The 17,796-nt window shown below is 68.9% G+C and carries 17 protein-coding genes; 6 read left to right on the top strand and 11 right to left on the bottom strand.

The window, feature by feature from the left end; genetic code table 11:
• Window positions 1-189 precede the first annotated feature (189 nt).
• The 3 genes from ACKN61_RS00280 to ACKN61_RS00270 all read right to left on the bottom strand — a co-directional run bounded on the left by ACKN61_RS00280 (window position 190) and on the right by ACKN61_RS00270 (window position 4,229).
• The gene (locus ACKN61_RS00280; RefSeq protein WP_408951784.1) at window positions 190-1,590 is read right to left on the bottom strand and encodes an FAD/NAD(P)-binding protein; all 1,401 of its coding nucleotides are present in this window, start codon (window positions 1,588-1,590) and stop codon (window positions 190-192) included.
• 394 nt (window positions 1,591-1,984) lie between these two features.
• On the bottom strand, window positions 1,985-3,352 hold the full coding sequence (locus tag ACKN61_RS00275; RefSeq protein WP_408951783.1) for an alpha/beta hydrolase family protein: 1,368 nt from the start codon (window positions 3,350-3,352) through the stop codon (window positions 1,985-1,987).
• Between the two features lie 163 nt (window positions 3,353-3,515).
• Window positions 3,516-4,229: a hypothetical protein gene (locus ACKN61_RS00270; protein WP_408951782.1), complete on the bottom strand. Its 714-nt coding sequence runs from the start codon at window positions 4,227-4,229 to the stop codon at window positions 3,516-3,518.
• Between the two features lie 160 nt (window positions 4,230-4,389).
• Between ACKN61_RS00270 and ACKN61_RS00265 the strand changes: the two genes are divergently transcribed.
• The 4 genes from ACKN61_RS00265 to sigJ all read left to right on the top strand — a co-directional run bounded on the left by ACKN61_RS00265 (window position 4,390) and on the right by sigJ (window position 8,509).
• A complete protein-coding gene (locus tag ACKN61_RS00265; protein WP_408951781.1) occupies window positions 4,390-5,496 on the top strand; it encodes a sensor histidine kinase in 1,107 nt (368 codons plus the stop codon).
• Entirely contained in the window at window positions 5,493-6,128 is a 636-nt protein-coding gene (locus ACKN61_RS00260) for a response regulator transcription factor (RefSeq protein WP_031374168.1), read from the top strand. The genes ACKN61_RS00265 and ACKN61_RS00260 overlap by 4 nt, the downstream gene beginning before the upstream one ends.
• Before the next feature lie 982 nt (window positions 6,129-7,110).
• Complete coding sequence (locus ACKN61_RS00255; protein ID WP_408951780.1) at window positions 7,111-7,542, top strand: carboxymuconolactone decarboxylase family protein; 432 nt, start codon at window positions 7,111-7,113, stop codon at window positions 7,540-7,542.
• Between the two features lie 79 nt (window positions 7,543-7,621).
• Window positions 7,622-8,509: an RNA polymerase sigma factor SigJ gene (gene sigJ, locus ACKN61_RS00250; protein ID WP_408951779.1), complete on the top strand. Its 888-nt coding sequence runs from the start codon at window positions 7,622-7,624 to the stop codon at window positions 8,507-8,509.
• Window positions 8,510-8,759: 250 nt separating this feature from the next.
• On the opposite strand, the gene ACKN61_RS00245 is transcribed toward sigJ, so the two are convergent.
• The 5 genes from ACKN61_RS00245 to ACKN61_RS00225 all read right to left on the bottom strand — a co-directional run bounded on the left by ACKN61_RS00245 (window position 8,760) and on the right by ACKN61_RS00225 (window position 13,869).
• Entirely contained in the window at window positions 8,760-9,458 is a 699-nt protein-coding gene (locus ACKN61_RS00245; RefSeq protein ID WP_408951778.1) for a helix-turn-helix transcriptional regulator, read from the bottom strand.
• 76 nt (window positions 9,459-9,534) lie between these two features.
• Window positions 9,535-10,779 carry an NIPSNAP family protein gene (locus ACKN61_RS00240; RefSeq protein ID WP_408951777.1) on the bottom strand — a complete coding sequence of 415 codons (1,245 nt, stop codon included), beginning with the start codon at window positions 10,777-10,779 and terminating at the stop codon, window positions 9,535-9,537.
• A 23-nt stretch (window positions 10,780-10,802) separates the two neighbouring features.
• On the bottom strand, window positions 10,803-11,399 hold the full coding sequence (locus ACKN61_RS00235; protein ID WP_408951776.1) for a hypothetical protein: 597 nt from the start codon (window positions 11,397-11,399) through the stop codon (window positions 10,803-10,805).
• 353 nt (window positions 11,400-11,752) lie between these two features.
• Window positions 11,753-13,207: an ATP-binding protein gene (locus ACKN61_RS00230; protein ID WP_408951775.1), complete on the bottom strand. Its 1,455-nt coding sequence runs from the start codon at window positions 13,205-13,207 to the stop codon at window positions 11,753-11,755.
• Entirely contained in the window at window positions 13,204-13,869 is a 666-nt protein-coding gene (locus ACKN61_RS00225; protein WP_031374282.1) for a response regulator transcription factor, read from the bottom strand. The genes ACKN61_RS00230 and ACKN61_RS00225 overlap by 4 nt, the downstream gene beginning before the upstream one ends.
• 300 nt (window positions 13,870-14,169) lie before the next feature.
• On the opposite strand from ACKN61_RS00225, the gene ACKN61_RS00220 reads away from it, so the two are divergent.
• Window positions 14,170-14,706, top strand: coding sequence for an N-acetyltransferase family protein (locus ACKN61_RS00220; protein ID WP_408951774.1), 537 nt, complete (start codon window positions 14,170-14,172; stop codon window positions 14,704-14,706).
• Window positions 14,707-14,732: 26 nt separating this feature from the next.
• Here the strand turns inward: ACKN61_RS00220 and dinB are convergent, their stop codons facing one another.
• The 3 genes from dinB to ACKN61_RS00205 all read right to left on the bottom strand — a co-directional run bounded on the left by dinB (window position 14,733) and on the right by ACKN61_RS00205 (window position 17,017).
• Window positions 14,733-15,803 (bottom strand): DNA polymerase IV, encoded by a 1,071-nt coding sequence (gene dinB, locus ACKN61_RS00215; RefSeq protein WP_408953905.1) that lies wholly within the window; start codon window positions 15,801-15,803, stop codon window positions 14,733-14,735.
• 161 nt (window positions 15,804-15,964) lie between these two features.
• Window positions 15,965-16,399 carry a hypothetical protein gene (locus ACKN61_RS00210; protein ID WP_408951773.1) on the bottom strand — a complete coding sequence of 145 codons (435 nt, stop codon included), beginning with the start codon at window positions 16,397-16,399 and terminating at the stop codon, window positions 15,965-15,967.
• 180 nt (window positions 16,400-16,579) lie between these two features.
• The gene (locus tag ACKN61_RS00205; RefSeq protein ID WP_408951772.1) at window positions 16,580-17,017 is read right to left on the bottom strand and encodes a hypothetical protein; all 438 of its coding nucleotides are present in this window, start codon (window positions 17,015-17,017) and stop codon (window positions 16,580-16,582) included.
• Between the two features lie 188 nt (window positions 17,018-17,205).
• Between ACKN61_RS00205 and ACKN61_RS00200 the strand changes: the two genes are divergently transcribed.
• The gene (locus ACKN61_RS00200; protein WP_408951771.1) at window positions 17,206-17,697 is read left to right on the top strand and encodes a hypothetical protein; all 492 of its coding nucleotides are present in this window, start codon (window positions 17,206-17,208) and stop codon (window positions 17,695-17,697) included.
• The last annotated feature ends 99 nt before the right edge of the window (window positions 17,698-17,796 follow it).

The raw sequence follows: 17,796 nt of genomic DNA, 5'->3' as shown, positions 1-17,796 counted from the left end.
GCGAAAGTACGCCGCTTCGATGAGCGACATCGGCGTTGTCGCCTCTGCGTGTCCCGCGTCGCGGCTCACGCCGCTCCTACAAAGGGCGGCGAGTACGACGCGAGACCGAAGCGTGGCGGTCGCGGCTCGCGTCGCTCTTACCCAAGAACAGAGCGCCCATCCAACCTCAGCCCTGTAGGAACAGGGGACTCAACCGGCAACGGCCAACCGCTGTGCGCCCGCAGCGCCCGCAGCACGCGCCGCCGCGGTAGCCGAAAGCAACTGCCCAGCCAACTCCCGCGCCGCGCTGCGCAACTCCGGCACCGCCGTAATTTCCCACAGCTGCGCCCGCAACAAGGGCCCGATCGCATACAGACCGCGCACGGCGCCGCCCTTGTTGTCGAGCACTTCGAAGCGATCCGATACCTTCAAACCCAATCCCAGCGGATCGGCCGCCACCAGACCCGATTCGCGCAGATGCGCGACCAGCGGATGGGTGGTGCGTTCGACGTCGGTGTCGAGCCCGGTGGCGCGGATCAGCACGTCGTAGCGCTCGCTGTGCAGGGCGGTGCCGCCGCGTTCGCGGATCAGGGCCTCGACCGCGTCGTCGCCGCGCCGCGCGCGCAGCAAGCGGCCGGCACGTACTTGCAGCTGACCGCTTTCGCGCAGGGCCTGCAGTTGTTCGGCCAGTTGCGGCGCGATGCGGTGACGCACGACCTCCCAGTACGAACGCAGGTGACGCAGGAAACTGGCGCGTTGCGGCAGTGGCACGCCGCGCCAGAAGTCCTGCAGATGCGGGCGCAAGGCATCGACCAGGCTGCGCCAGTCGTCCACCACCGGCGCCAGGGTGCGCAAGGCGCGCAAGACCTCGCGCGGCGCATGCGTGTGCAGCGCCTGCAACACCGCCGGCGGCAGAGCGATCGGCGGCGGCGGGTAATCGCCGTGCGCACGCGGCAGCAGGCCGTGCCGCGACAAGGCCACGATGGGGCCACGATGGCCGCGGCGCTGCAAGGTCGTCGCCACATCGGCCATGGTCAGGCCGGTGCCGACGATCAACAACCGCGCATCCGGGGCGATCGCGTCGATCGCGCCGTCCTGCCACGGCCAATTCAGATAACTCGGATGGATCGCCAGGCGCGGCCCGACCCCGGCCAAGGCTTGCGGCGGCAGGGCGCCGACCGCGAGCACGACGCGATCGCTGAGGAAATCGCTGCCATCGGCGAGGTGCACGCGGAAACCGGCCGAGGCGCGTTCGACCGCGATCGCTTCCTGGCGGATCTGGTTGAACGCCGCGGTGCTGCCGGCGACGGCGGTCTGCAACTGCGCATGCAGGTATTCGCCGTAGGCCAATCGCGGCAGATAACTGACCCGCGCGCGGTCGCTGAGGTTGAGCCAGTCGGCGAAGGCGCCGGGTTGGTCGGGCGTCGCACCGAGCTCGCTGGCGCGCACGTTGAGCAGATGTTCGGGCCGCGCTTCGCCGTAAGCGACGCCGCGGCTGTAACTGTCGGCTACCCCGATCAGGCACAGCTCCACGCCCGGCCCCGCCTGCCGCGCCAATTCGCTGGCGAGCGCACTGCCGCTGAAACCCGCTCCGACGATCGTGATCCGCATGAGGTGCTCCTGTCGCGAGACGATACCGAGGAGCTTCCGTTCTAGTGGATCGCCCGCGCCGATGCGTAAAGCGCGGGTTACCGTTGCGTAAAGACGCGCGAACCATGTGGAACGTCGTCATGACGATCGGGTATGAGCGCAGACATCGAACTGCAATGGGGTTCGCAGCTTGGGTTCGATGGCTTCGCTTGTCTAACGTTGGGAGAAGTGAAGTCGAACCCTGCAGTCGTCGTTCCCGCGTAGACGGCTCCGCGCTACTTCGGCGGAGCCGAATACCCGGGGCTTCGCCGAAGCATGGCTCTGAAGCCTCTGGATCACCGCCTTCGCGGTGATGACTCCGGAAGGGAACGCGGGAAAACCTAGCTTCCGTCGTTCCCGCCAAATCGGGCTCCCCTCACTTCGCCTCGGCGAGCACCTTCGCCTTGCCGTACGGCTGGCCGCCCAACTTGCCGTGCTTGATCCAGTCCAGTTGCATGGCGAAGTAACCCTCGGCGACGCGGGTGTGCTGGCGCTCGCCCTTGGTGTCGACTTCGAAATCGAGGATGCCGTGATCGGCCTGCGGGAACAGCACGCTGGTGATCGGACGGCCTTCGCCGGCCAATCCGATCAGGCGCTTCTGGGTTTCGTCGGACGGCGCTTCGACGTCGGAGCCGCCCAGGATCCACAGCTCCGGCGCGGGCAGGCTGCGCAGCACCGGCATCGGGTCGTAGTCCCAGCTCACATCGACGTCTTGCCTGGCCAGCTCGGCCAGCACTTCGGCGCGGGTGTGGGTGATCACCAGGCCGGTGTACTCGCCCTTGAGCGCCTTCCACCACGGCTGCGCAGCGTACTTGGCGCGCACCGCATCGAGTTCCTTCCAGCCGCGCTGGCCGTCGCTGGAGGCGATCAGGCCGGTCGCATCCGACACTTCGCGCGCCTTGGCCAGGGTCTGGGCATCGCCGAAGCCGGCCGCGCGCAGGTCCATCGCGACCTGGTCGCGGTCTTCGGCCAGCACGCCGTCGGCGAGGCCGAAGCCGACCACGACGAACTCGGCCTGCGGTTCCTTGCTCGCCGCCAGCGGCGCGACCCAGCCGCCCTGGCTGCCGCCCTGGAAGCCGGTGCGGCCGGCGCGCGGCCCGGCCAGACGCTTGGCCTCGCGCAACGCCGCGGCGGCGTCGTCGGAGAGTTGGTAGAAGTTCTGGTTGTACTTGCCGGTGGAACCGCCGGTGCCGCGCTTGTCGTAGACGAACACGCCGACGCCGTTGGCCGGGAACAGGTTCTGCAGGTGATACATGTCGACGCCGGAGTAGTTCTCCGAACCGTGCACCAGCACCACCAGCGGCACCGGGCCCTCGCCGGGCGGCAACACCAGGCGGCCGCGCAGGTCGACGCCGTTGCCCTTGAAGCGGGTTTCGGTGACGTCGAATTTCAGCTTGCGGCCGTCGTGGCCGGCGTAACGGATGCGGCCGTCGGCGCAATCGCCGAACGACACCGCGACGCCGTCGGCTTGGTCGGTCCAGCCGCGCGTGCTGGTCCAGGCGCCGTCCTTGTGCACCAGCTTGCCGGTGCTGCCGTCGAGCAGGCGCCAGCGCAACACGCCGGCGGCGCTGGTGCGGGCGACATCGACCACGCGATCGTCGTCGAGACGATAGGCGCCGGTGTGGCATTGCGCCTGCGCCGCGGCCGGGTCGGGCGCTTTGGCCGCGGGCTCGGCGGCGAGGGCGCTACCGCTCGCCAACAGCGCGATCGGCAGGACGTGGCGGTACAGGACGGATCGGTTCATGAGCGCTGCCGTTTCGGTGAAGAGTGATGGTGAGATGCGCCGTCCGCTCTTCCGGTTGCAGGTCCATCGGCCGGATTCGGCTCAACCGTCGACACTTTCTTTTTGCCGCGCGCTGTGATCGCCTCGCCCGCGCTGCGATCCGGGCCACGGCGACGGCGAAACCTCATGCGATGCCGCGCGTCGCGTTCGTCGCGACCGCCGCCGCGGCCGGCTTCCAGCGCCGGTCGAACCAGACCTTGGCGCCGACTGCGACCACCAAGGGGCCGAACCAGGCCGCGTAGTGCAGGGCGACGCCGTCGATCGCCGGCAGCAGGCGCGGCAGGCCGATGCCGAGAAAGGCGATGTGGGTGGCGATGCCGTTGCCGAGCATCGCGGTGTAGTGCTCGATCAGCCACCAGCGCGGACGTTGCGCCAGACGGTCGCGGCGCCAGCGTTTGTGCAGCAGGTCGGCGCCGATGAACAAGCCGATGCTGGAGAAGCCGCTCAACAGCGGCGCGCCGACCTTGAGGCCGAGCGCCAGGATGGCCGTGCCCGACAGCAGCGACAACACGGCCAGGGCGACATAGACCGGGCCGGTGTAGCGCACGACGTCGCGCTTGTCGCGGATCGCGCGCCAACTGGTCCACACGCCGGTGGCGGTGATCACCAGCAGATAGCCCAGGAAGGCGGCGGTGATCGGCTGGCCGCCCTGCCACTTGTGCCAGGCCATCGGCACGCCGGTGACGAGAATGCCGGTCATCGCGATCAGGAAGACCTGGCCGGCGCGCCGATGCAACGGGCTGCCTTTGCGGGCCAGGCCCGCGGTCCAGAAGCCGATCAGCGCCAGGCAGCCGATCGCGATGTGCAGGTATTTGATCCATTCGTAGGCCGATGCCATGGCGCTGTCTCCTCGCGTCCGGCGCGGTTACCGGGTGAGGCCATGGTGGTCGCGGGCAGCGGCGGCGGCAGGGCCCAGGAGTCAGGACTTCACCCTGCCGGAAGTCACTTTCTGCGCCGCGGCCATTGCCACTGCGCACGCCCACGCGCAGCATCCCGGCATGCCTGCCGCCCTGCGCGTGATCTTCCAAGCCATCAACCTGCCCGCCGTGCTGACCTGGCTGGCGGTGGCCCTGTCGCTGCGCCACGACGGCACCCGCGACCAGGTCGCGCAGTGGGCGGCGATGATCGGCTTCCTGCTGAGCTTTCTCGCCAGCGACCTGATCCCGCCGTCGCGCCCGCGCTGGAAGCTGGCGCTGTTCGCGGTCGAGACGCTGTGCGCGCTGGCCGTGTGCTGGCTCGCGCCCAAGGGCGGCACTTCGCCGGCCTTGCTGGTGGTGCTGATCGCCCACCTCGCCCTGGTCTATCCGCCGCGGCCGGTGTTGATCGTGGCGCTGCTGTTGAACCTGGCGCTGTACCTGATCATGCGCCATGCCGGGCACAGCGCGCCGCTGGTGGTGACCCTGATCTTCGCCGGCTTCCAGGGCTTCGCGGCGATGGTCGCCCATTACGCACGCAGCGCCGAACACACCCGCGACCAGCTCGCCCTGGTCAATGCCGACCTGCTCGCCACGCGCGCCCTGCTCGCCGACAGCGCGCGCGACGCCGAACGCCTGCGGGTGGCGCGCGAACTGCACGACGTCGCCGGCCACAAGCTCACCGCGATGATGTTGAACCTGCGCGCGCTCGCCGCCGAGCCCGACCTCGGCCAACGCGATGAAGTGCAGCTGGCGCAGCGGCTGGCCGGCGAATTGCTCGGCGACATCCGCGACGTGGTGCAGGCCCTGCGCGATTCGCGCGGCCTCGACCTCGCCACCGCCCTGCGCGCTCTCGCCGCACCGATGCCGAGGCCGGCACTGGAGTTGGACATCGACGAGCGCATCCACCTGACCGACCCCGCCCTTGCCGAGACCTTGCTGCGGCTGGTCCAGGAAGCGCTGACCAACAGCGCGCGCCACGCCGATGCCGAACGCGTGCGGGTCTCGATCCAGCGCGACGGCGCGCACTTGCAAGTGCGCGTGGAAGACGACGGCCGCATGCGCGGCACGTTGCGCGAAGGCAACGGGCTGGCCGGTATGCGCGAACGCATCGTCGCGGCCGGCGGCAGCCTGAGCTTCGCCCGCAACGAGCGCGGCGCGATGCGCATCGACGCGAGGCTGCCGGGATGAGCGAACCTCTGCGCATCGCCCTTGCCGACGACCAGATGCTGGTGCGCGCCGGCCTGCGCGCCCTGCTCGAACGCCTGGGCCTGAGCATCGCCTTCGAGGCCGACGACGGCCAGGCCCTGCTCGACCGCCTCGCCGAGACCCCGGTCGACGTGATCCTCAGCGACATCCGCATGCCCGGCCTCGACGGCATCGACGCCCTGCTGCGCCTGCGCGCACGCGGCGATCGCACCCCGGTGCTGTTGCTGACCACCTTCGACGACAGCGAGTTGCTGCTGCGCGCCACCGAAGCCGGCGCGCAGGGCTTCCTGCTCAAGGACGCCGCCCCGGAAGACCTGCGCGATGCGATCGTGCGTGTCGCCGCCGGCGAAGTGCTGCTGCAGCCGGTCAGCACCGAACCGGTCCGCGCGCGCTACCGCTACCACGCCGACGACGCCCCGCGCGCCTTGTTCACCGAGCGCGAGGTGTCGGTATTGCGGCTGATGGCCGGCGGCTACTCCAACAAGGAAATCGCCCGCGCCATGTTCCTGGCCGAGGGCACGGTGAAGAACTACGTCTCGGTGATCCTGGACAAACTCGACACCCGCGACCGCACCCGCGCGGTGCTGAAGGCGATCACGCTGCGGGTGATTTAAGGGCCGGGAATCGGGAATCGGGAATCGGGAATCGGGAATCGGGAATCGGGAATCGGGAATCGTAGAAGCGCATCACGAGCACATAAGGTCGGCAAGCGCTTTCGAGTAGGAGCGGCGCAGACCTTGACGGTCTGTATGCCGTTGCTGTTGCTGTTGCTGTTGCTGTTGCTGTGATGAGCTTGGCGCAGTACCGACTTCGCGAGAACACCTGGAGACCCGGAGGGCGCCGCACAGGACGTGCGGCGTTTTTCGATAGGACAAGGATGTCCTATCGAAAAATCCCGGCGCGAGCTGCGTGCTCGCAGGGGAGCTTCGTCAAGGAAGGCCTTTTCTTTGGTTAGCTTTCTTTTGGGCCAGCAAAAGAAAGTAACCCGGCCGCGTCAGCGGACGGAAGCTCTGCACTTGCTTGAAGAACGAAGCACAGCGAATCCTTCCCTGTAGGAGCGGCGTGAGCCGCGACTGCGATGCATCAATCTCACGCCGAGACGAGCCGCAGCCTGTCAGGGTAGGAGCGGCGCAAGCCGCGACCACGCTGTGGCGATCTTGCGGCGCCTCGCTCAAGCAAGATCAATATCTAGATCAAACGCCAAAAGCTTCCGCCACTAAAGCGGCGGGTTACTTTCTTCTGTCATAAGCAACAAAAGTCCGTCTGGATTCCCTTCGGTCAAAGGTAACCAAAGAAAAATGCTTTTCTTTGAATCACCGGCCCGCACGAGCGATGCATTCGCAGGGATTTTTCACACGGGACATCCCTGTCCCGATGAAAAACGGCCCGCGTCCCTGCGGGCCGCCCTCCGGGTTTCCAGGCGATCTCGCGAGATCGATACGCCGCCAAGCTCCTAAAGCCAAGAGCTAAGGTCTCCTGCTTGATCGAACATGTCCCACAGCGGCCTCCAGAAGTTTTTCGCCCGGGATGTCACACGGCAACACCCTGGATCGTCGAACCGGTATAAGCCACTCAATACCCACCGGAGAACGCCCCATGAGCACCACCGCCCCGATCAAGTACGAACGCGAGATTCCCGAGATCCTGGCCCAGCTCGGCCAAGTCGAGGCCGCCGTCGCCGGCCTGGGCCTGGCCAAGCCGATCTATCACCTGATCAAGCTGCGCGCCTCGCAGATCAACGGCTGCGCCTTCTGCGTCAAGATGCATCTGCGCGAGGCGCGCGCCGACGGCGAGAGCAACGATCGCCTCGACCGTCTGGTGGTCTGGCGCCATGTCGCCGACTTCAGCGCCGCCGAGCACGCCGCCCTGGCCTGGACCGAAGCCCTGACCACGCTCGACGAGCGCACCGACTACGGCGCGTTGCGCGAAGCCCTGCGCGAGCATTACAGCGAGCAGCTGATCGGCGCGATTTCCGCGGCGGTGGCGATGATCAATCTGTGGAACCGGTTGCAGGTGTCCAAGCACTGAAGGCCGCGATCCCGCGCATACTCGCCCCCCCCATCGCCGCTAGACGCGGGCGCACAAGCGCCCGCCCCCGAACCGACTCATGAACGCTTCCGACGACTCCCAACTGTTCGCGCAATCGGCGCCGATGCTGATCGGTCTGGCCTACCGCATCCTCGGCTCGCGCGCCGACGCCGAAGACGCGGTCCAGGACACCTTCCTGAAATGGCAGGACGCCGACCGCAGCGGCATCGACAACCCCGCTGCCTGGCTGACCACTGCCTGCACCCGTCGCTGCATCGACTTGCTGCGCTCGGCCCACCGCACCCGCGTCGACTACGTCGGCTCCTGGCTGCCCGAGCCGATCCAGACCGCCGCCGCCGAGCGTCCCGACGAGCAGCTGTCGCTGGCCTCGTCGCTGTCGACCGCGTTCCTGCTGTTGCTCGAACGGTTGACCCCGAAGGAGCGTGCGGCCTATCTGCTGTACGAGATCTTCGAGCAGTCCTACGCCGACGTCGCCCGCACCCTGGAGATCGAGGAGGCCGCCTGCCGCAAGCTGGTGCAGCGCGCGCGCGCCAACGTCGAGCAGGAGAAAGTTCGCCACGTCACCCCGGCCGAGCAGCAGGACCAGTTGTTGGCCGCGTTCGAGACCGCATTGACCGAGGGCCGCACCGCGCCCCTGGCGGCCTTGCTGTCCGAACAGATCACCCTGCGCGCCGACGGCGGCGGCAAGGTCACCGCCGCGGCCGAAGCGCTGCATGGCCACGACGCGGTGCTGGGTTTCATCGAACGCATCCTGCACCCGGCCTGCCGCAACGACCGTTGGACCTTCGTCGACCTCAACGGCTCGCGCGGCGTGATCCTCGAACGCGAGGGCCGCATCGAAGCGGCGGTGAGCTTCGGCTACGACGAAGACGACCGCCTGCGCGACATCTTCATCATGCGCAACCCCGACAAGCTGGCGCGGTTGGAGGCGGTGAAGATTCGTTGAGGGTTCGGGAATCGGGAATCGGGAATCGGGAATCGGGAATCGGGAATCGGGAACAGCAAATCCCCCCTGCCCCCCTTTTTCAAAGGGGGGATGCCCGTCGGCCTCGACGAATCGCTATACCCTCGATGACCTAGCCAGCTTGTCCGGCTGAAGGCCACAGGTTGCTCCCTCAATAAAGCCACGTGCTGTTCCCCCCTTTGAAAAAGGGGGGGGGAGGGGGGATTTGCTCTAGCTCCGCACGGCGATCCCGTCACCCCGAATCCGTCGTCGCAACGCCGACCGAGCGCAGATAGGCATCGAGGCCGCGTTCGCGGGTGTCGACGAAACTCTCGCCGGTGGCGGCGTATTCGACGATGCGGTCCGGGCGGAAGCTGCGGAAATCGGTGCGCAAGCGGCACCAGGCGCCCAGGGTCCAACTGCCGCCCCAGAACGACAGGCACAACGGTTCGATCTCGCGTGCGCTGCCACGGGCCTCGCCGTCGCGGTAGACCACGCGCAGCACGCGTTGTTCGAGCACCGCGCCGTGCAGGGCGTCGATCAGGCCGCTGGCCTCGATGCGGTTATCCAGCTGCGGGGCGAAGATGCGGGTGCGGGCGCTGCGCGCGCGCAACTCCGGCGGCAGCACCGCTTCGATCTTGAGCAAGGCGGCGGTCGCGCCGCGGCCGAGGCGCTCGCCGCCGAAGGCGCGCACGAAACGCGTGCCGACCACCAAGGCTTCGAGCTCGTCGGGATTGAACATCAGCGGCGGAATGTCCGCGCCCTTGCGCAGCAGATAGCCGACCCCGGCCTCGCCCTCGATCGGCACGCCGGAGCGCTGCAGGTCGGCGACGTCGCGGTAGACCGTGCGCAGCGACACTTCCAGGGTCTGCGCCAGTTGCTGGGCGGTGATCGCATGACGGCGTCCGCGCAGGGCATGGATCAGCAGGAACAGGCGGTCGGCGCGGCGCATCCGGCATGATCCCGCGCCGCCGCGCCGGGCTCAAGCGGCGGCGCGGGGTTCGCCGTTCGTCCGTCGCTGCGGGCATTCATGCCCGCAGCTCCGAACGCGCGGTCGGCGCCAGCCGCAGCAGCTGCGGCGCCCGCCTGAGGTCGCCGAGCATCGCGTCGGCCAGCAGCGCGCGCCAACGCGGGTCGCCGTCCAGGGCGGCGAAGTGAGCGCGCTGCGCGGCTTCGTCGGCATAACGGGCGAACCAGACCAACACCCGCTCGCCCTCGCGCACCGGCAGGCGCGGGTAACCGTTCGGCGACGGGTCGCTGACATAGGTCGCGAGCAATTCGGCGCCGCCGGCGCCGAGCAAGGGCGCGAAGCGCTGCTCGAACAGCTCGCCGAAGCCGTCCTCGGCCGGCGCGCCCAGTTCGCAGATGCCGATTGCGACCACACCCTCGCCGCTCGTGCTGCTGCCGACCGGCGCGCGTGCACTCGGCGCAACCGCGAACCCCGAGCCGGGCCGCAACGGCCGCAGCATTAGCACGTCGTCGTTGTCGAGCAGGGTCGCGTTGGCGGCATCGCGATGGCGCTTCCAGATCGGCCCGCCGTAGAAGGCGTCGAGCGAAGCGGCCCGCAAAGCGTGATTGGGAAAGCCGCGCAGCCAGGTGTAGCGGTCGGTCTGGTCGAGGTCGCGGAACTGCGCGATCACGTGCATGCCCAGCGCTTCCTGCGGTTCGATGAATTCGCGCTCGAACAGCTCGATCAGGTCGTCGCGACGGCCCGGCTGCATCCGGTACTGGCGCAGCTCGATCACCGCGTCCTCGTGCAGCAGGCGGCCGTGCTCGTCGCTGCGGTGCATCCACATATGCCAGTTGGTTTCCCAGCTGGCGCCGCCGTCGACCGAGAATTCCTGGTGCCAATGCGCGGTGTTGGCGCTGATGTCGCTCCACACGAACTTGGCCAACACCGGCCGGCCTTCGTGTTCGAGTTCGCCATAGAACACGCCGACCCCGTGCTCGTAGCCGCCGACCACCGGCGGTTCGAGCACGCCGTCGTGGCTGCCGGCCCAATAGATGCTCCATTGCCGACGTTCGAGGTTGAACAGCCGCAGAGTCATGCCCTGGAAGCCGTCCTCGGCGCCGGGGCGCCCCCAGTCGGAGACGAAAGCGTCGACATTGCCGAGCCCGCCGAGCACCGGCGCACAGGTCTGGGTGGCCGGGAAAATCTGCCAATCGTCGGAGCCGGCCAGACGCTCGCGCAGGCGTTCGTTGTGGACCTGCCAACGGCCGTGCAGGAAATCGAAGTCGTGGCGGCCGTCGCCGGCCGTGCTCGTATCGTTCATCGCTCGAACCCTCGAAAGAAAACTCAAGCCTGCCGCGTCATCCACATGACCCAGTTGGTTTCCCAGCTGCGGCCCTCGTCGGCCGACAAGGCCTGCTCCCAGCGCACGCTGTCGGCGGTGATCTCCGACCAGGTCGCGCGCGAGGGCAGCATCCGGCCTTCGTGCGCCTCCAGGCCATGGAACACGCCGATGCCGTCGCGGAAGCCGCCGCTCAGCGGCGCTTCCAGCACACCGTCGCGGTCGCTGGCCCAGTACACCTGCCACAGCCTGGTCGCCGGCTGGTACAGGCGCAGGGCGAAGCCTTCGATGCCGCCGCCCCAGGCGGTGAGGTAGCGGTCGACGCTGCCGAGCCCGCCCAGGATGGGCCGGCATTCGTCGGTGGCGTCGAACTCGATCCAGTCATCGCTGCCGACCAGGCGCTTGGCCAGGCGTCGGTTCTTGACCTGCCAACGGCCGTGATAGAAGTCGAAATCGTGGCGGCCATCGTGGTCGGGCGCGGCCGGGCCGCCGGCGGGCGCCGTCGCAGCCTCGGCGAACGGCGTCGCCTGCAGCACCGAACTCATCGCCGCGAGCTGCGCGCTCGCCCCCAACTGCAGGATCAATCGTCGTTGCCGGTCCATCTCGCGCTTCCCCCGTGGCCGCGTCGGGCCAGGCCGTGCCGATCGCACGCCGTCACTGTGCGCGGGGGCTGCTGCCAGCCTGCTGTCAGCAGGGCGGGGGGAAGGGCGAAAGCGCAAGCAAGGGCAAATCCCCCCGGCCCCCCTTTTTCAAAGGGGGGGAATGCTTCGGGGGTGTTTCGATCGGATCGGGCGGATGACACGAGCCGATCAGCACGCCTTGAATCGACCGCGCTTGCGAATCAACCAGGAACCGCTATTCCAGCACTCCGAGTTCCCCCCTTGGGAAAAGGGGGGCCAGGGGGGATTTGCTGTTGCTGTTGCTGTTGCCGTTGCTCCGGCCCCGACCGCCCCCCTCAAACCACCGGTGCCGCCGGAAACAGCACCCGCACTTCGAAGCCGCGGCCGGGGCCGCGCGGGTCGTCGGCGGCGCGCTCCAGGCCTTCGCCGCATTCGATGCGGGCGCCGTGGGTCTGGGCGATGCGCGCAACCAGCGACAGGCCGATGCCGCTGCCGCCATCGGGGCTGCCCGGGGCGCGATAGAAGCGGTCGAAGATGCGCTGGCAATCGTCGACCGCGACCCCCGGGCCGTTGTCGGCGACGCACAGCGCCACCGCGCCGTCGCCATCGGCGTGGCAGGACACCGCGATGGTGCCGTCGGCGCCGGCATGGCGCACCGCGTTGTCGATCAGATTGCGCAGCAGGATGCCGAGCTGGTCGACGTCGCCGAGCAAGCGGGTCGGCTCGGCGCGCAGGCTGATGCGCTGGCGGCGTTCGCGGGCCAGGGTCTCGAAGTCGCGGATCACCAGCACGATCAGGTCGGACAGGTCCAAGGGCGCCAGCCGCACCGATTCCTCGCCGGCATCGAGCCGGGCCAGGTCGAGCAGCTGTTCGGACAGGCGCGCACTGCGCTGCACGCCGGCGCGCAAGCGCAGCAACGCGGCGTTCTTTTCTTCCAGAGTGTCGGCGCGCAAGGCCAGCTCGGCATGGGTGCTGAGCACCGCCAACGGCGTGCGCAGTTCGTGGGCGGCGTCGGCGATGAAACGGCGCTCGTGCTGGACCGCGGTGTCGACGCGTTCGAGCTGGCTGTTGAAGGCGTCGACCAGGGGCCGGAATTCGTTCGGCAGCTCGGCGCTCGGCAGCGGCGTCAAGTCCAGCGGCGGGCGCTGGCGCAAGGTGTCGCGCAAGGTCGTCAGCGGCCGCAGCGAGCGCCCGATCACCATCCACATCGCCAGGCCGAACACCACCAGGATCAGCGCCGCGGCCAGCAGGCTGCCGAGGATCCAGCCCTGCAGTTCCTGGATCGCCATCTGCTTGGTGCGGCCGACCTGCACCACCAGGCCGCGCTGGCGGTCGGTGAGGCTGTAGACCTGCCAGCGCTCGCCATGGATCTCGCGGCGGGCGAAGCCGTCGCGGAAGTCCGGCTTCAACGGTTCCAGCGGCGCGGCCGCCGAATACACCACGTTGCGGCCCTGCGCCCACACCTGGAAGCTCATCTTGCGATCGGCGGCGACCGGCACGGTGACCCGCTTGGGATCGCGCGAGGGCAGGCGCTCCAAGCCTTCCGGCATCGACGCCAGCACCTGCTCGGCGATCTCGCGCAGCGAGTTGTCGAGAAAGCCGGTGTGTTCGCGGCCGAGCTGCCAGATCTGGCAGCCCATCCACACGAACCAGGCCAGCAGCACGCTCTTGATCAGGACGAAGGTCAGCCGCCAACGCAACGAGCGCGTGCCGCGGCAACGTTTGTCGGCGACCGCCGCGGGCGCGGCCGGCGCAGGCGTCGCGGGTGCAGGCGCAGCGGGTGCGCTCATGCCGCCCCCGCACCGACGCGATAGCCGTAGCCGTGCACGGTCACGATCAGGTGTTCGCCGAGCTTGCGCCGCAGCTGGTGCACGTACACCGCGATGGTGTTGCTTTCGATGGTGCCGGAGCTGCCGTACACGGCTTCCTCGAGTTGCTCGCGGGTGACCACCCGGCCCTGGCGTTCGAGCAACAGCATCAGGGTGCGGAACTCGTGCCCGCTCAGCGCGACCGGTTCGCCGTCGCGGGTGACCAGGCGCCGCGCCGGGTCGAGCACCACCGTGCCGCAGCTCAGCACCGGCGAAACCCGGCCCTGGCTGCGCCGCATCACCGCGCGCAGGCGCGCGCACAACTCGTCGAGCTGGAAAGGTTTGACGATGTAGTCGTCGGCGCCGGCATCGAGCCCGGCGATGCGTTCGCTGAGCTTGTCGCGCGCGGTCACGATCAACACCGGGGTGGCGTCGTAACGGCCGCGCAGGGTCGCCAGCACGCCCAGGCCGCTGCCACCGGGCAAGCCGAGATCGAGCAGGACCGCGTCGAAGTCGTGATCGACCAGGGCGGTCTTCGCCAAGGGCGCATCGGCGACCCAATCGACGCGCCAACCGTCGTGTATCAGGCCTGCGCGCACCGCCTCGGCGAGCATCGCGTCGTCTTCCACCAGCAGGATGTTCATGCCTCGCCTTGCGTCACCTTGTCGCATCGCCGGCCGCACAGTGCGCCGGCACGATTAAAAACTTCTTAAAAGCGGGCGCGCAGGATGCGCTGCATCCCGTGCATCCCGGTCAGGAGCCTCGCCATGCTCGCCCCGCCGTTCTTCGCCGCCGCTGTCGGCGCCTCGCGCGCACCGCTGCCGACGATGCTACCCCCGCCGGCGCGGATCGACGCGCCCGCGTCCGCGCCGCCGCGGCGACGACGACGCAGCGCCGATGCCCCTGCCCGTACCGCCTCCTCCCCCTCCCGGAATCCACCGCCCATGAAGCCCCAGCTTGCCGCCCCCGACCCGTCCGCCCTCGCGCCCAGGACCTTGGCCGGTCTCGTGGTCCGCCCGGTGGTCCGCGAAGACGCCGCCGTGCTGATCGAGCTGTGCAACGAACACGCCGAACAGCTGGCCCTGGAACGCCGGCCCTACGGCCCGCCGCGCAGCGATGCGCTGGAGTTGATGGAAGTGCTGTTCGAGCCGCCGTTCGGCGCCTGGGCCTGGATCGCCGAGGTCGACGGCCTGCACGTCGGCTACGCCAGCGCCACCGCCGGCTTCTCGATGCTCGAACGCGCCTATTGCCTGCAGCTCGACGACCCCTATCTGCGCGCGCCCTGGCGCGATCGCGGCATCGAGGCCGAGTTGTTCCGCCAGGCGCTCGATGCGGCACGCCGCTTCGGCTGCCTCAACCTGCAATGCCAGTCGCCGGTGTGGAGCGACGCCGCGCGCGGTGCCGATGCCCCGGTGCGCGCGTTGCGTATGGATGCGATGCGCTACGTGGTGCGGATGGACAGCGAGACCGCCGGAGCCTGAGCCTCGAACGCAAATCCGCTGCCCCCTCAGTCGGACCGTGGCTCGCGCTCGAACAGATCCGACTGAACGGCGCCGTCCTCGTCTTCGGCGAAACCCGACAGGCCGACGCCGACCAGCCGGAACAGGGTCTGCGCCGGCAGCTCGACCCGCGCGCGCAGCGCGCAGGCGATGTCGGCCAGTTCGGTCTCGTCCGTCGGCGGATGCGCCGCGGTCAGGCTGCGGGTGAGGATGCGGAAGTCGGCGGTCTTGAGCTTCAGCACCACGGTCCGCGCGACCCGCCCCGGGCTTCGCTGCAGCTCGCGTTGATAGCCGGCCCAGGTCTTGCCGGCGAGCCGGCGGATGTCGGCCTCGACCTGCTCCAGCGGCAGGTCGCGCTCGAAGGTGTCCTCAGACGACACCTGCAGGGTCGGCCGCTCCGGCTCGACCGCGTTGTGGTCGATGCCCAGCGAGAGTTCGTGCAGGCGCCGGCCCCAGCGGCCGAAGCGCTGCTCCAGCGCCAGCGCGCCGAGCGCGCGCAAGTCGGCGACCACACTGACGCCGAGTTCGGCGAGCTTGGCCTCCATGACCTTGCCGACCCCGGGCAGGCGTCCGACCGGCAACGGCGCCAGGAAGGCCTCGACCTGATGCGGGCGGATCACGAACAGGCCGTCGGGCTTGCGCCAGTCCGAGGCGATCTTGGCCAGGAACTTGTTCGAGGCCACCCCGGCCGATGCGGTCAGCTGGGTTTCCTCGCGGATCGCCGCGCGAATCGCCTCGGCGGTCGCGGTCGCCGACGGCAGGCCGGTCTTGGTGGTGGTGACGTCGAGATAGGCCTCGTCGAGCGACAAGGGTTCGATCAGGTCGGTGTGGCGGGCGAAGATCTCGCGCACCTGGCGCGAGACCGCCTTGTAGCGCACGAAGTCCGGCGGCACGAACACCGCCTGCGGGCACAGGCGTTCGGCGCGCACCGCCGGCATCGCCGAGCGCACGCCGAACTTGCGCGCCTCATAGCTGGCCGCGCACACCACCGAACGCGCGCCGCGCCAGGCCACCACGACCGGCTGGCCGCGCAATTCCGGCGCATCGCGTTGCTCGACCGACGCGTAGAACGCGTCCATGTCGACGTGCAGGACTTTGCGGCTGGGCGCGGATTCGGACACGGCACCGGGGCAGACAGACTAACGCACCATGGTAGCGCTTCGCCGCCTGCCTGCTTGCGCCGTGTCGGGCGCTTATCCGCATGAACCGGTTCCAGCGCGCGATGCAGACGCCGCAACGCTCAGAGCGGCTCGTACAGCACTTCGAGCTGGTCGACGCTGTTGAGGCCGGCGCCATAGGTGCCGTCGCCCCGATCGGACTGTCCCGCGTTCGGCAGCGCGTCGACCAAAGCGGCGAACGCCTCCGGGACATTGTCCTGCCACCACTCGATCTGGCCGACGATGCTCCGATTCTCGGGAAAGTCCGCCAGCAGCTCGATCACCGTCGGCACGTCATCGGCGCTGAACGGGCCGTCGGGACCGACCATGACCAGGTGGATGCCGATGATCTGGCTGGCATCGGTATTGCTGGCGACGATGCCGATGCAGGAGGTGAAATTGCCGAACTGCACCGTCGGCACGTCCCGGCCGTCGGCGGGAAGAATCGCCTGCGCGCTGGCCCATTCGCATTCGCGGATGTTGAGCGGATCGTTGCCCTGGTGTATCCGGTAAGCCATCGGAACTCTCCTATTGGTCGGACGCGACCGATGCCGCGCCAGAGTTCGTTCTAGCGCCCCCGATCGCGACGCGATATGCGGACGCGGTCCGCAGCGCCCGCTTCGAGTCGAATCCGGTCCAGCGCGCATCCGATCGCAGCGACGGTTCCGGTCGCGGTTTCCCCGGCGCGGCCGCGGCCGCTAGCTCGGCTGAAACAGCACTTGCAGCTGGCCGGCGCTGTCGAGCCCCGCGCCGTAGATGCCGTCGCCCTGATCGGATTGCCTCGGATTCTCCAAGGCATCGACCAGAACATCGAAGGCCAGTCCGATATTTTCCTGCCAGAGCCCGATCTGGCCGACGATCGTCCGATCCTTCGGGAAATCGCTCAACAGCGCGGTCACGCCAGGCACGTCGTTTACGCTGAACACGTCCTGCCCGGCGCCCATCATTGCCAGATGGATGCCGACGATCTGGCTGGCATCGGCACTGCTGGCGACGATGCCGATGGAGAAAGCGGAGTCGCTGAACTGCACCGTAGGCGCGGCCCGGCCGTTGACGGGAACGACCGCTTGCCCGCTGGCCCATTCGCATTCGCCGATGGCGAGCGGCGAGTAGCCACGATAGATCCAGTACCGCATCTTCACTCTCCTGTCGGTGGAACGCAGCCGATGCTGCGCCGGTCTCGTCTTGTGAACCGCAACGCGATGCGGACGCCGTCGCAGTGCCTACCTCGCGCTCGAACACGAGAGCGGTGCATGGGTCGCTGTTCGCCCTGCGCATCGCCCTCGATGCTTCACGAGCGCGCGCCCGCCGCGTTCTGGCGGACATGACTATCTCTCTACGCACAGACGCCGACGAAGCGGCCATCGAGACGCATCCCTGCTTCGCCGGCCTGCCGGAACCGGAATCGGTCGAGTTCGAAGTCCTTTGCCGGTTCTGCGAAGCGCACCGGGTCGAAGTGCTGTCGTCGCTGCCCTGGGTCGCGGCCGAGGTCGCCGCGCTCGAAGGCTTCGACGCCATGCTGCGGCTGGTGCGCCGCCACGGCGGCCGCCGGCTGTACCTGTCGCGCAGCCGCAAGGCCTGCTCGACCCGTCTCGGGGTGGAGCTGGACGCTCCCACCCACCGGCGCCTGCTCGAGCGCGCCAGCGCCGCCGGCACCATCGAGATCCCTTCGGCCTGGGGCGTGTTCGTCGGCCTGCGCCGGGTCGGCATCCGCGCCGCGGTGCGTGCCGGCCGCAGCCAGCGCGAGGTGGCCCAGACCTTCGGCGTGACCGAGCGCCATCTGCGCCGCGAAGCCGACAGCCTGCGTCCGGACTGACGTCGCCCCGCCTGATTGCGTCCCGACTGATGGGCCCCGACTGAACATGGGCGCCGGCCGGACTGCGCCGCGCGCACGGCATCGGCGACAATGGCGGCC

This window comes from Lysobacter sp. Hz25 (genome assembly GCF_046097045.1).
GTDB classification, from domain to species: domain Bacteria; phylum Pseudomonadota; class Gammaproteobacteria; order Xanthomonadales; family Xanthomonadaceae; genus Lysobacter; species Lysobacter antibioticus_B.
The sequence above is the reverse complement of the archived record's forward strand: the minus strand, read 5'-3'. Positions and strand labels throughout refer to the sequence as shown.